14 protein-coding genes are annotated in these 13,134 nt (G+C 71.4%); 5 read left to right on the top strand and 9 right to left on the bottom strand.

Annotation, left to right across the window (positions count from 1 at the left end; all coding sequences use genetic code 11):
* Window positions 1-25: 25 nt before the first annotated feature.
* The gene (locus GA707_RS05480) at window positions 26-679 is read right to left on the bottom strand and encodes a hemerythrin domain-containing protein (protein ID WP_152177398.1); all 654 of its coding nucleotides are present in this window, start codon (window positions 677-679) and stop codon (window positions 26-28) included.
* A gap of 65 nt (window positions 680-744) precedes the next feature.
* On the opposite strand from GA707_RS05480, the gene GA707_RS05485 reads away from it, so the two are divergent.
* A complete protein-coding gene (locus GA707_RS05485) occupies window positions 745-1,890 on the top strand; it encodes a response regulator transcription factor (RefSeq protein WP_152177399.1) in 1,146 nt (381 codons plus the stop codon).
* Here the strand turns inward: GA707_RS05485 and GA707_RS05490 are convergent.
* Window positions 1,866-3,128, bottom strand: a complete 1,263-nt coding sequence (locus GA707_RS05490; protein ID WP_152177400.1) for a glycosyltransferase — start codon at window positions 3,126-3,128, stop codon at window positions 1,866-1,868. The genes GA707_RS05485 and GA707_RS05490 overlap by 25 nt on opposite strands.
* A gap of 30 nt (window positions 3,129-3,158) precedes the next feature.
* Window positions 3,159-4,037: an aldo/keto reductase gene (locus GA707_RS05495; RefSeq protein WP_152177401.1), complete on the bottom strand. Its 879-nt coding sequence runs from the start codon at window positions 4,035-4,037 to the stop codon at window positions 3,159-3,161.
* A 37-nt stretch (window positions 4,038-4,074) separates the two neighbouring features.
* On the opposite strand from GA707_RS05495, the gene GA707_RS05500 reads away from it, so the two are divergent.
* From GA707_RS05500 to GA707_RS05510, 3 genes are read left to right on the top strand one after another with little or no spacing between them, the layout of a single operon-like run.
* The gene (locus GA707_RS05500; RefSeq protein WP_152177402.1) at window positions 4,075-5,286 is read left to right on the top strand and encodes an acetyl-CoA C-acetyltransferase; all 1,212 of its coding nucleotides are present in this window, start codon (window positions 4,075-4,077) and stop codon (window positions 5,284-5,286) included.
* Window positions 5,287-5,322: 36 nt separating this feature from the next.
* The gene (locus GA707_RS05505; RefSeq protein ID WP_152177403.1) at window positions 5,323-5,964 is read left to right on the top strand and encodes a LysE family translocator; all 642 of its coding nucleotides are present in this window, start codon (window positions 5,323-5,325) and stop codon (window positions 5,962-5,964) included.
* Window positions 5,965-5,990: 26 nt separating this feature from the next.
* Complete coding sequence (locus GA707_RS05510) at window positions 5,991-6,542, top strand: DinB family protein (RefSeq protein WP_152177404.1); 552 nt, start codon at window positions 5,991-5,993, stop codon at window positions 6,540-6,542.
* Window positions 6,543-6,549: 7 nt separating this feature from the next.
* Here the strand turns inward: GA707_RS05510 and glsA are convergent, their stop codons facing one another.
* Genes glsA through GA707_RS05525 form a run of 3 tightly spaced genes read right to left on the bottom strand, consistent with a single transcriptional unit; the run spans window position 6,550 to window position 8,716 of the window.
* Window positions 6,550-7,563, bottom strand: a complete 1,014-nt coding sequence (gene glsA, locus GA707_RS05515; protein WP_152177405.1) for a glutaminase A — start codon at window positions 7,561-7,563, stop codon at window positions 6,550-6,552.
* A gap of 23 nt (window positions 7,564-7,586) precedes the next feature.
* Window positions 7,587-8,369 carry an NAD(P)-dependent oxidoreductase gene (locus GA707_RS05520; protein WP_152177406.1) on the bottom strand — a complete coding sequence of 261 codons (783 nt, stop codon included), beginning with the start codon at window positions 8,367-8,369 and terminating at the stop codon, window positions 7,587-7,589.
* Window positions 8,366-8,716: a potassium channel family protein gene (locus GA707_RS05525; protein WP_193315188.1), complete on the bottom strand. Its 351-nt coding sequence runs from the start codon at window positions 8,714-8,716 to the stop codon at window positions 8,366-8,368. Before GA707_RS05525 ends, GA707_RS05520 begins: the two co-directional genes overlap by 4 nt.
* A gap of 148 nt (window positions 8,717-8,864) precedes the next feature.
* Between GA707_RS05525 and GA707_RS05530 the strand changes: the two genes are divergently transcribed.
* Complete coding sequence (locus tag GA707_RS05530) at window positions 8,865-9,764, top strand: hypothetical protein (RefSeq protein WP_152177781.1); 900 nt, start codon at window positions 8,865-8,867, stop codon at window positions 9,762-9,764.
* A gap of 30 nt (window positions 9,765-9,794) precedes the next feature.
* On the opposite strand, the gene GA707_RS05535 is transcribed toward GA707_RS05530, so the two are convergent.
* The 3 genes from GA707_RS05535 to GA707_RS05545 all read right to left on the bottom strand — a co-directional run bounded on the left by GA707_RS05535 (window position 9,795) and on the right by GA707_RS05545 (window position 13,121).
* On the bottom strand, window positions 9,795-10,841 hold the full coding sequence (locus GA707_RS05535) for a CNNM domain-containing protein (RefSeq protein WP_152177408.1): 1,047 nt from the start codon (window positions 10,839-10,841) through the stop codon (window positions 9,795-9,797).
* Window positions 10,838-12,265, bottom strand: coding sequence for a hemolysin family protein (locus GA707_RS05540; protein WP_152177409.1), 1,428 nt, complete (start codon window positions 12,263-12,265; stop codon window positions 10,838-10,840). Before GA707_RS05540 ends, GA707_RS05535 begins: the two co-directional genes overlap by 4 nt.
* Window positions 12,266-12,383: 118 nt before the next feature.
* Window positions 12,384-13,121 (bottom strand): GntR family transcriptional regulator, encoded by a 738-nt coding sequence (locus GA707_RS05545; protein ID WP_152177410.1) that lies wholly within the window; start codon window positions 13,119-13,121, stop codon window positions 12,384-12,386.
* Between the last annotated feature and the right edge of the window lie 13 nt (window positions 13,122-13,134).

A 13,134-nucleotide genomic window follows, 5' to 3' on the forward strand; every position in this document is an offset into this window, starting at 1 on the left:
GTTCGTAACCGGCTCACTAACCGGCTCAGTCCCAGCGCCGGGTCCTGCGGTAGCGCGGGTTCCACCAGTACCGGTGCAGGGCCCGCACCGGCGGCGGCAGCTCACTGAGGACGGTGCGGACCTCGTCCGGGGTCGCCCCGTCGAGCACCCACGGCCCGAGCGCGGCGATCTCGCTGAGGGAGAGCTCCTTGACCGCCGCCTTGTTGAGGGCGTCCCACTCGCCCTTGGTGATGAAGCGCCGGATGAGCGGGAACGCATCCCTCTCCTCGTGCTCGAGGTGCCCCCGCAGCAGACCGAGGAAGGCCTCGATGCTCTCGGCCACCGCGTCGACGCCGGCATCGGCGTCGGCGAAGGCGCGCTCGATCCGCTCGATGGCAGGGTCGATCCGGGAGTGCTCCTGCTCCATCGCGTCGAGGATCTCGGCCTCGGGGGTGCCGGCGACCTTGTCCCGGATGACAGGCCAGATGTGGGTGTCCTCGACCGTGTGGTGGTGGTGCAGGGACCAGCTCATCCCGTGCCATCCGATGAGCAGCGCCTCGTGAGCGGCCGCCTCCTGGGTGCCGTACCGCTCGGCCGCCTGCTCGAGGCGACCGCCGTCGCGGCGGAACGCGCGGTGCAGGATGCGCATGACCTCCATGTCGGTGTCGGTCAGCAGCGTAGGGGTCCGTGTCGTGCTCATGCCACCCAGCGTCTGACCGGCGGGAGGGGTTCTCAATCCCACTTTCGAGGGGGATACTGCACCTCATGGCCCCGGTCGCCGAGCGACTTCGGGCGAGGATCCGTGACGCGTCGTGCGCATCGCCCGACAGCGAGACGTTCCGGCAGGAGGTGCTGGACGCCCTCCAGGCGTACGTCCCGTTCGATGCCACCTGCCTCGGGGGGACCGATCCGTATGCGCTGGTCCCCACGTCCTTGACCACCCGGGGCTACGACGACCTGCGGGCGTATGCGGTGGCACTGGACGTCGAGTACGGCGCCTCCGAGGAGCCCGGCAGCTTCGAGTCGATGGTGCGCGGCCGCATACCCGTCCGCACCCTGCGCGAGACCGCGGAGGACCGGCCGAAGGCGACGCGACGCTATGCCGAGCTCCTCGCACCGTACGGCCTGAACGAGGAGATCCGGATGGTCATGCGCGGCAGCGACGGCCTGGTCTGGGGCGTCGCGACCGTGTCCCGGGGCGGCGAGCACGCGTTCGGCGCCCGCGAGGAGGCGGTCCTCCGATCTGTGGTCACCGAGATCGGAGACGGGCTGCGGGCGATGCTCTTCCGCGACAGCGTGGACCGCAGGGTGGAGACGCCGGAGGGTCCGGCGATCGTGGTCATCGGTCCCGACAACGACTTCGAGTCGGTGACTCCCGCCGCGCTCGGGTATCTCGAGCGACTCGCCTGGGGACCCCCCGGTGTGCCGGTCGCGCTCGCCCCGGCCGCGGCCGCGGCGACCAGGCTCCGCTCGTCCGGTCAGGAGAGCGTCGTGGTGCGCGCACGCACGAGAGACGGAGAGTGGCTCGTGGTCCGTGCCGGTCGATACGACTCGAACCATCCGCCGCAGCGGGTCGTCATGACGATCGAACGCGCCCAGCCCCCGGAGATCGTCTCGCTCATGGCGGCCGCCTACGGCCTGACCCGGCGCGAGTGCCAGGTGCTGCTGCTGTCACTGCGCGGCGAGACGCGTGAGGAGATGGCCAGGACACTGTTCATCAGTCCCTACACCGTCCAGGACCACCTCAAGAACATCTTCGCCAAGGTCGGCGTCAACAGCCGTCGCAGCCTCGTCGCCCGTCTGGTCAACACCGAGTCCATGCCGCGGATCGCATCCGGAACGCCTGTCGGCCCCGACGGCTGGTTCATCGATGCGCAGCGTGACCGTCACCCCGTGCGCGCAGCGACCTGAAGGATGAGCTCGGCGCCGTCGCGGCCCGGTTCTCGTGAGGCCAGCGACGCCGCGAGCCGCTGCACGCCGCGCGCATACTTCGGGCGTTCGAGCCGCTCCAGCTCACGTGCCAGGCGGTGCGGCTGCGGGTGACCCGTGCCGACATGTCGCCCGGCACCGGCCCACTCCACCCTCCTGCCGATGTCCGCCTTCTCCTCCGTCTTCCCGACCTGGAGGACCGGCACGCCGTGCGCAAGGGCCAACAGCACCCCCGTCCACCCGCCGTTCGTCACGAACGCCCGGGCGTGCGGCAGGATCGCGTCATAGGGGACGAACGACTCGACCGCCAGGAGGGGTTCGGCCGGACCGGACACCCGTCCCGGACCGCCGAGGCGCGCCGGGTCGGTGACCCCGGTCGTGAGCACACCCGGGCGCCGGGTGACCCGCAGCGCCTCGAGCGCCGGCGCCAGGAGCTCGCGAGGATCGGCGCGCAGCGTGCCCTGCGAGACGAGGACGACCCGTCCGGGATGGATCCCAACCACGTCGGCCCACCACGGCGGTGGCGACCACGGCCGCCTCGACGGGGGCCGCAACGCACCGACGAAGTGCACCTGCGGCGGGAGGTCGGTCCGGGGGTACTCGAGCTCTGGCACCCCGCAGTGCAGGTGGAGCAGCGGGGACAGGACGGCTTCGAGCACCGGCGTCCCGCTCGACGGCAGAGCGAGGCTCGAGCGCAGATCGTCGTAGCGCTCCTGCGCGGCGGCCATGACGAGGCGTCGGCTGGCCGCCTGCACGACCGCGTTGCGACGCACCGACGACGGTGAGGTGTCATAGGCGAGCCCGGCCCCGAAGGGCGGCGTCGTCGCCTCCGGATAGTGCAGAGGTCCGTCGCCGAAGCTGACCCAGGGGATCCCGACGGACTCGCTCGACAGAGCCCCCGCATACCCGAGGGAGTCGGTGAGCACGATGTCGGGCGCCACCTTCTCGAGCACCCTTCGAGCCACGTGGACGCGGTCGGCCGCATCCCGCAGCAGCCAGTCGTAGCGGGCCGAGACGTCGCGGATGCGGCCCCGGTGCCCCCGGAACATCGGCACCGGTCCGGTGTCCCAGAGCTGCGCTCCGGTCGCGATGCCGTCCATCGGCCACTCGCTCGCGACGCCCCAGTGGACATCGGCGCCGCGGGCGGCCAGGCCCTCGAGGAAGGGCACGGCATTGAGCGTGTGCGCATAGATCGGCGTGCTCAGTGCCAGGACTCTCAAGTCACGATTGTCGCCGGTATCGCTGCCGGCTCAGCGGAACTGCGCCTCGATACGCGCCCGCTCGTCGTCCGTGAGATCGAGGTCGGCCGCCTGGGCCGAGTCGGTGATCGACTCCGGCCGGCTGGCCCCCGGGATGGGGATGACGTGCTCGCCGAGCGAGAGCTCCCAGGCGAGGACGACCCGCTGCGGGCTCACGCCGCGGTCCCGGCCGATCTCGTGGAACACCGGAAAGGTTCGGCCGACCTCCTTGCTGTGGGCGCCGGTGCCGCCGAGGGGACTCCACGGTAGGAACGCGATGCCGTGCTCGCCGCACAGCTCGAGCTCGTCCCGGCTGGAGCGGAAGCGGGGCGAGAACTCGTTCTGGACGCTCGCCAGCCCGCCCTCGCCGAGGACCTCGATCGCGACCTCGATCTCCTCGACGTTGGCGTTGGAGATCCCGACCGCGCGGACCTTGCCCTCCTCCTGGAGGGTCTTGAAGGTCTCGATGACCTCGTGGTACGCGCGCCACCGGTCGGGGCGGTGCCACTGGTAGAGGTCGATGACCTCCGTGTCGAGTGCGCGCATGGAGGCCTCGAGGGCTCGACGGATGTACTGCGGTGACCCGTCCCGACCCCACGTCTCGCCCTCGCCCCGGGTGATGCCGCCCTTGGTGCCCACGATGACGCCACTGGTGTCCCCGCCGTAGCTGCGCAGCGCGGCGGCCACGATCGCCTCGTTGTGGCCCATCGTGTCCCAGCTGGGCGCGTAGATGTCCGCTGTGTCGATGAACGTCACACCTGCGTCGAGGGCGGCGTGCACGGTCGCGATCGCCTGGTCCCGATCGGGGCGGGTGTTGTGTCCGGATGACAGCGGCATGGCGCCGAGGCCGATTGCGGAGACGGTGAAGGGTCCGAGCTGTCGGGTACGCATCCGTCCACCCTAGGGGTGCACGTCTAGGCTCGAGATCATGCCCGACATCGTCGTCTGTGAGCCGTTGCGCACCGCCGTGGGCCGGTACGGCGGAGCACTGAAGGACGTGAGCGCAGCCGAGCTCGGAGCGACGGTGCTGCGGGCGGTGGTCGAACGATCCGGGGTCGACCCCGAGGCGATCGCGGACGTCGTCGTCGGTCATGCGGTGCCGAGTGCGGACGCACCGGCCATCGGCCGGGTCGTCGCCCTCGATGCGGGCCTGCCGGTCTCGATCCCCGGGGTGCAGGTCGACCGCCGGTGCGGCTCCGGACTGCAGGCGGTCCTGTACGCCGCGATGCAGGTCGCCTCCGGCGGGGGTGACGTCGTCGCCGCCGGCGGGGCGGAGTCGATGAGCAACGCCGTCTACTACAGCCGCGACATGCGCTGGGGCGCCCAGGGCCGACCCGCGGAGCTCGTCGACCAGCTCACGCGAGCCCGCGTGACGGCGGGGGGCACCGCATACCCCGTCCTCGGCGGGATGATCGAGACGGCCGAGAACCTCCGACGGGACTACGGGATCGGCCGCGAGGAGCAGGACGCGCTCGCGGTCGAGTCGCACCGGCGGGCGGTGCGGGCGCAGGAGACCGGTGTCTTCGCCGAGGAGATCGTGCCGGTGACGGTGCGCACCCGCCGAGGCGAGACGGTCGTCGAGGTCGACGAGCACCCGCGCGCCGACACGACGCTGGAGTCCCTCGCGCGGCTGAGGCCCGTCCTGGGCCGCGACGACCCCGATGCGACCGTGACCGCCGGCAACGCGAGCGGCCAGAACGACGCCGCGGCCATGTGCCTCCTCACGACCCGCGACTACGCCGAGAGCCACGGCATCCGTCCACTCGTCCGCCTCGTGTCCTGGGGGCTGTCCGGCTGCGATCCGCACCGGATGGGCCTCGGCCCGGTCGCGGCGACCGAGCAGGCGCTCGGCCGTGCCGGACTGACCCTCGCCGACCTGGACCTCATCGAGCTCAACGAGGCGTTCGCCGCCCAGGTCATCGCGGTGCTGCGCGAGTGGGACCTCGGCGAGGCGGACCGGGAGCGGCTCAACGTGCACGGCTCCGGCATCTCCCTCGGCCACCCGATCGGCGCCACCGGCGCCCGCATCCTCACTACCCTCGCCCGCGAGCTGGTCCGCCGCGAGGGCCGGTATGCGCTGGAGACGATGTGCATCGGCGGCGGCCAGGGCCTGGCCGCAGTGTGGGAGCGCGTGGTCTGACGGCGTCGACCGAACCGCCCTGGGTACGCTCGCCCCATGCCCCCCGCGGAGCGGCTCGGCGCCTTCGCCCTCGCGTCGTTCGTCCTCATCGTCATCCCCGGACCGAGCGTGCTGTTCGTCATCGGCCGCTCACTCGCCTACGGCCGACGCGGCGGACTGCTCAGCGTCGCGGGCAACTCGCTCGGAGTGCTGCCCCTCGTCGTCGCCGTAGCGCTCGGGCTCGGCGCCGTCGTCGCCGCCTCGGCGACCGTGTTCACCGCCGTCAAGCTCTCCGGCGCGGCCTACCTCGTCTACCTCGGCATCCAGGCCATCCGCCACCGCGGCCTCTCCCGGGCGCAGCTGCGCGGCGCGGGCCACACCGACCTCGCCTCGACGACGCTGCTCCGGCAGGGCTTCGTCGTCGGCGTGAGCAACCCCAAGACGATCGTCTTCCTCGTCGCGGTGCTCCCGCAGTTCGTCAGCCTTCAGACCGGTTCGGTGCCACTGCAGATGATCGCGCTCGGGACCGTGTTCGTCCTCATCGCGCTCGCCTCCGACGCGATCTGGGCGCTCGTCGCCGGCTCGGCGCAGGAGTGGTTCGCCCGCTCCCCGAGCCGCCTCGCCGGGCTGCGCGCGACCGGCGGCATGATGATGGTCGGGCTCGGCGGCACGCTGGCCCTGACCGGCCACCGCACCTGATCAGGCGTCCTGGAAGGATCCCGCCCATGAGCTCGACAGTCACCGCCACGGACGTCCTGCGCGACGCATACGGACGGATCCGTGATGCACTCCCGGGACTGATCGGTCGTCTCGACGACAGGACCCTCTTGTGGCGGCCCGACCGGGATGCCAACTCGATCGGCTGGCTCGCGTGGCACCTGACCCGCGTCCAGGACGATCACGTCGCCGGGGTGGGACGGGTTCAGCAAGTGTGGACCCGGGAGGGGTTCCACGACCGGTTCGGCCTGCCCTACGAAGTGGAAAACATCGGCTACGGACAGACGAGTGCAGAGGTCGGGGCGTTCAACGTCACGGACGTCGACCTGCTCGTGGGCTACCACGACTCGGTGCACACGATGACCATGCGCGTGCTCGACGAGCTGGAGGCGGCCTCCGCCGACGGAGGCAGCGACGGGGACAGCGGCTACGCCCGCGTCGTTGACGCGCACTGGGACCCTCCGGTCACCGTGGCGGTGCGCCTGGTCTCCGTCATCGGCGACGCGCAGGCCCACCTCGGGCAGATCGGCTACCTCCGCGGCATGGCCCAGCGCCGGTAGCCCCGGGTCAGCCCTGCGCGGGCGCGCTCTGGAGCAGGTCCAGCCCGAGCCGCCCGGCGAGATAGCGCGCCGCGAGCTGTCCGCGGACGCTGTTGCCCGCCTCGTCCAGCGGCGGCGACCACACGCCGAGTGCTCCCTTGCCGGGCGAGACGGTCACGATGCCGCCGGAGATCCCGCTCTTGCCGGGCTGGCCCACGTCGTAGATCCAGTCGCCGGAGGTCTCGTACAGCCCGGCAGTGAGCATCACGGCCAGCGTGTGATGGCAGACGATCGGGCTGACGACGCGCTCACCGCTCAGCGGGTTGACCCCGCCGTCGGCGAGGGTCGCACCCATGACGGCGAGGTCGGCGCAGCTGACCCGCAGGCAGGACTGGCGGGTGTAGAGGTCGAGCGCCAGGTCGGGGTCGCAGCCGAGCAGCCCGCGCCGGTGCAGCATCCACGTCAGGGCGCGGTTGGTGTGGTTGCTCTCCGACGCCGACGCATAGACCTCGTCGTCGAGGACGAGGTCGCGCCCGGCGAAGGCGGACAGTCCGCCGAGCAGTCGCTCCCACTTCTGCTCGCCCTCACCGGGCAGCAGGCTCGTCGTGACGATCGCACCAGGGTTGACCATCGGGTTGGTGCGGCCGTCGGACGAGCGCTCCACCGCGGCCGTCGAGTCGAACGGCAGGCCGGTGGCGTTGACGCCGACCCGCTCGCGGACGGTGTCCGCGCCGAGGTCCTCGGCGACGAGCGCCAGAACGAACGGCTTGGCCACGCTCATCAGGGTGAGCTCGTCCTCGGACCGGCCCGCCGCATGCCTCCGGCCGTCGGCGGTGACCAGGCACAGCCCGAAGGCGTCCGGGTCGGCCCGCTCCAGCGCGGGATAGACGGTCGAGACCGCACCCTCGTGGTGGCCCCGGAAGCGCTCGTATGCGTCGCGCACCAACGCCGCAACGTCGCGGTCCGGCGGGAGGTGGCCGGTAGAGACGTACGGCTCGGCACCCTCGACGGGCGCCGCCGGCCCGGACGCTTCGGCGCGCATGCGGCGAGAGTACCGGGGAGCGGTCAGGAGCCCCACGGCCAGTCGTCCCGCACGTCGACGCCACCCTCGACGACCGTCTCGGACTGACCCGGGAGCCGGTCCCACGAGTCCTGCGGCCGGTAGCCGAGCTCGAGCATCGTGTTCGTCAGGTCCCACCGGCGGTTCGGGTTGTCCGAGATGGCGTAGTAGACCCCGTAGCGGACCTCGGCCTCGATCGCCCTCCGGAAGACCTGGGCCGTATCGTCCCCGCTCAGCCACATCGCCCGGAGCACGTCCTCGTCCGTGCCCGTGGGATCCGGGGAGTACCAGCCGATGCGCAGGTTGATCACGTCGAGGCCGTGCTCGTCGTGATAGAACCGGCCGAGCGTCTCGCCGAACACCTTCGAGACGCCGTACAGGGAGTCCGGCCGGGGCAGGTGGTGCGGGTAGACCGGCCACTCCTCGTAGCGGTCGTACATCCCCATCGCGTGGTTGGACGAGGCGAAGACGACCCGCCGCACCCCCTCCTCGCGGGCGGCTTCGAGGACGTTGCGGTACCCGATGATGTTGGCCGACAGCACCGACTCCCACTCCCCCTCCGGCGAGGCCTCGCCGGCGAGGTGGACGACGGTGTCGATGCCGGACATGAGCTCGCGCACCTCGGCATAGTCCGTCAGGTCGACCCGGCGCAGGACCGTCTCCTGCTCGTCGGTCTTCGGGGTGCGCCCCTGCTGGACGACGTCGTAGTCCTCGGCCAGCCGGTCCGCGAGCAGCAGGCCGACGTTGCCCGTCGCTCCCGTGAGGAGGACCCTCCGCCGGGCTGTCATGCGGACTCACCGCTCTCATGACGCCTCACCCGTTCATCGAGCAGGTGACGAGCGACGAGCGCGCCGAACGAGACGAAGAGCCCGATCCCGGTCACCAGATAGACCATCGTGAAGATCTTGCCCTCGTCGGTGGCCGGCGTCAGGTCGCCGTAGCCCACCGTCGTCAACGAGGCGACGCAGAAGTAGAAGGAGTCGACCCAGCGCCAGCCCTCGACCTGGTGGTAGAAGACCGCGCCGAGGACGAGCTGCAGGGCGAGGAGCATGCCGACACCCTGCCCTTCGTCGCTGGCGGCGATCCGGCCGAGGGACTTGAAGAGCCGGGCGGTCTGGATGATGAGAACGAGCACGGACTCCATCATGCCGATGCGACCGGTCGCGCCGTCGCCGGTTGGCTGGCAGACTCGCGGCGAGGCCCGATCTCGAGGAGGCGACGGTGTGAACGACGAGCTGCGCGACTGGCTGTTGGACTCCGACCCGGCGATCCGCTGGCAGGTCATGCGGGACCTGACCGACGCACCGGACGAGGAGGTCGCGGCCGAGCGCGCGCGGGTCGCCGCGACCGGGTGGGGACGGCGGTTGCTCGACCTGCAGGAGGACGGGCAGTGGGCCGGTGGCGCGTGCTTCCCCGGGCCGAACTGGCGGGCGCCGACGCCCGCCGTCGGTGACCCCGAGGGCCAGCCGTGGACCGCCAGCCTGCCCACGCTGCGACTGCTCCGTCACTTCGGCATCGACCCGCAGCACCCCGACGTCCGCGCCGCCATCGCAGCGGTGCGCGAGAACAGCCGGTGGGAGTACGCCGGCGAGCCGTTCTTCGAGGGCGAGGTCGAGCCGTGCATCAACGGCGGTGCCGTCGAGGTCGGCGCCTACTTCGGCGAGGACGTCGACGGCATCGTCGAGCGCCTCCTCGGTGAGCAGCTCGACGACGGCGGCTGGAACTGCGAGGCCGAGAACGGCTCGGTCCGCTCCTCCTTCCACTCCACCATCTGCGTGCTCGAGGGCCTACTCGAGTATGCGCGGGCCGGGGGCCGCCGCGACGTCACCGCGGCCCGGCACGACGGGGAGGACTATCTCCTGACGCGCTCGCTCTTCCGGCGCGCGAGCACCGGTGAGGTCGTCGACGAGGACTGGCTGCGGTTCTCGTTTCCGGTGCAGTGGCACTACGACGTGCTGCGCGGCCTCGAGTACTTCCGTGCCACCGGAGAACAGCCGGACCCGCGGCTCACCGAGGCGATCGCCGTGGTCCGCGGCCGGCGACAGCCGGACGGCGCGTGGCTCCTCGAGAACACCCACCCGGGTCTGGTCCACGTCAAGATGGAGGACGGCGACGGCCGGCCCAGCCGGTGGAACACGCTGCGTGCCCTCCGGGTGCTGCGCTGGTATGCCCGAACCACCTGAACCGCATCCTCGCCTGCGGTGCAGGCTCGCTCAGTCCGAACCACTCTCGTCGTCGCTCGCACCGCTGCGCACCGTGCTCGGCAGGACCCGGCGCATGATGTCGGCGACCGTGACCAGCCCGACGGCGCTGTCCCCGGCGACGACGACGGCCAGCTGCTCGCTCCGCTCCCGCATCCTGGCCAGCGCCTCGTAGACCGGCACCGAGGGATGGAGCACGAAGGACTCCCGAGCGAGCTCGGCCGCCGGGTGACCGGGGGGCAGGGTGAGGGTGTCCCGAACGTGGACGACCACCGGAAGCCCACCGTCCGGGGCCGCCAGGAGGATGCGCATGTGGTCGCTGGCCGCAGCCGCCGCCTGCACGTCGTCCACGGTGCTGTCAGCGGCGACGGTGACCGGCTCCTGGTCCTGCGGAACAAGCTCGCCGACGGTCAGCCGCTCGAGCTCGATGACCTCGGAGATCTGGGTCTGGAACTGCGGGTCGAGGGTCCCCTTGGCCGCCGACTGCTCGACGAGCTGGCGGATCGTCTCGGCGTCGCGTCCGCCGACCGCCGCCCGGTCGACCGGCGTGACCCCGCTCGCGGCGACGAGCCGGTTCGCGAGGGCGTTGACGCCCACGAGGATCGGTCGCACGACGCGGATGAACGCCCGGGCCGGGACACCGACGGCCTTGGCCGCCGTCTCGGGGTGGGCGATTGCCCACGACTTGGGCGCCATCTCGCCCACGACGAGGTGGAGGAAGGTGACGAAGAGCAGGGACAGTGCGAAGGATGCCCCGCCGGCCAGCCACGCGGGGAGGCCGACGGTCTCGAGCAGCGGGCCGAGCCACCGGTCCACCGCCGGCTTCGTGACCGCCCCGAGAGCGAACGTGGCGGCCGTGATCCCGAGCTGGGCACCGGCGAGCATGACGGTGAGCTCGTTCATCCCCCGGAGCGCGGCTCGGGCGGAGCGAGAGCCAGGGGCTTCGAGCTCGAGCCGATGCCGCCGCGCCCCGAGCAGGGCGAACTCGATGACGACGAAGAATCCGCTCAGCACGATGAGCAGGATCGTGACCGCGACGACGACGAGCGGGTTGCTCATCGCATGTCCTCGCGGTCGTCGGTGCTGTGCCCGGAGAGGTCACCGACGTGCTCGTCGGCACGCGGTGTGTCGAGAGGTCGGCGCAGGAGCCGGATGCGGAGCTCGCTCGGGACGTGCCGGGCGATGTCGAGCACCTCGATCTCCAGGGAGTGAACCTCTTGCTCGTCCGAGACGAGGTTGCCGGGGTCCTGCGGCAGGTCGACCGTGAGCACGCGTCCGACCTCGGGCAGTTCACCGGTCTCGGCGATCACGAGGCCGGCGATGGTCTCGAAGTCCCCCTCGGGCAGTCGGTGGCCGACGGTCCGCTCGACCTCATCGACGTGTACGTCGCCCTCCATGTGCCACTCGTCATCCTCAGCGCCTGCGGTGATCGGCTCAGGCGGACCTTCGTCGTGCTCGTCGGTGATCTCGCCGAGCAGCTCCTCGGCGAGGTCCTCGACGGTGAGGATCCCCGCGAAGCCGCCGTACTCGTCGATGACGCAGGCGAGTTGCTGGTCGGCCTCGGTCAGTTCGGCCACGGCGGCCGGCAGGGGCATCAGGGTAGGGACGAGGACGGCCTCGCGCATCACCGTGGAGACCGGCGCGCGGGCCGAGGTGGCCTCGCGGAGCACGTCTCCGAGCTGCACCACACCGACCGGCTCGCCCCGGCCGTCGATGACCGGATAGCGCGTGTGGGCTTCGGCCATGAGAGTGCGCAGCTCCCCGACCGTCATGTCGGGGCCGATCGTGTCCACCTGGGCCCGCGGCACCATGGCGTGCTCGACGTCCTGGTCCGGGAAGTCGAGGATGCGGTCGAGCAGCATGGAGAGCTCACGCGGCAGGTCCCCGCTGTCGCGTGAGTCGGCGACGATCCGCTCCAGGTCCTCAGCCGTCGCGGTGGTGTCGAGGTCGTGGATCGGCTCGATGCCGACGAGACGGAGGAGGACGTTCGCGGACTTGTCGAATAAGGCGATCAGCCAGCCGAAGACCGTCAGGTAGATCAGCGTCGACCGGGCCATCCAGCGCGCCAACGGCTCGGCGTTGGCGATCGCGAGGTTCTTCGGGTAGAGCTCACCGAAGAGCATCTGGACGAGCGTCGCCACGACGAGCGTGAGGACCGTGGCCACGGAGATGCTCGTGGCGGTGGACACCCCGCCCCCGAGCAGGACGCCCAGAGACTCCCCGACGAGCGGCTCGGCGACGTAGCCGACAAGCAGGCCGGTGACCGTGATGCCGAGCTGCGCTCCTGAGAGCATGAACGAGGTTCGGCGTGTCACCTTCAACGCGCGCTCGGCGGCGGCGTCGCCCTCCTTGGCCCGCGCGGCGAGCCGGTTGCGGTCGACCGACATGAAGGCGAACTCCTGAGCCACGAAGTAGCCGTTCGCGGCGATGATCACGAGGATCACGACGATGCCGAGCAGGAGGAGGAGCACCGCCTCAGTCACCGGGGGCCCCCTTCAGGTCCGGGCTGGGTGAGCAGCGGGGACTAGGAGGCTGCGGATGATCGGGGTCCGGCATGTCTCCACTGTAGGAGGGTGGAGGCACGACCTCCGATTCGCGCCCTCAGCCGCCGGCCGCGGCCGCGGCGGGGTGCGCCCGGTCGTCGAGGCGCTGCCGTGCGACGAAGCGGAACCGGTCACCGCGGAACTGCGAGCGGGTCCACTCGACGACCGTACCCTTCGAGTCCCAGGCCGTCCGGTGCACGAGGAGCAGCGGGAGCCCGGTGTCCACGCCGAGCAGGTTCGCGGTGAGGGGCTCCGCGAGGACGGTCTCGACGACGTCCTCGACGGCCTCGACCTCCCGGCCGTACGCCTCGCCGAGGCTGCGGTAGAGCGACCCGCGGGCCTCGAGCTCCTCGCGCAGGCCGGGAAGAGGGCCGGGGACGTGCGCGACCTCGAGCGCGATCGGCTCGCCCGCCTGGGTCCGCAGCCGCTCGACCCGGTGCACCGGCGTGCCCGGGTCGACCTGCAGCCGGCGGCACAGCTCGCCGGCCGCCGGTTCCGTCGTGATCGAGAGTATGCGGCTGCCGGGTCGCCAGCCTTCCTCCGCCAGGTCCTGGGAGAAGGAGGTCAGCTGGCGCACCTGCATGAGCTTTGGCCGGGCGACGAACGTCCCCCGCCCCTGGGTGCGTTCGAGCCGGCCCTCCACGACGAGCTCGGAGATCGCCTGGCGGACCGTCGTCCGGGAGGTGCCGAAGCGCTCGGCGAGCTCGCGCTCGGTGGGCACGACGTCACCCGGCTCGAGGTCGGCGATGAGCGCGAGGATCTCGTTCTTGACGAGGTAATACCTGGGAACCTTCACGAGTCCTCCGGAC

Source organism: Nostocoides sp. F2B08, assembly GCF_009184895.1.
Taxonomy (GTDB): Bacteria; Actinomycetota; Actinomycetes; order Actinomycetales; family Dermatophilaceae; genus F2B08.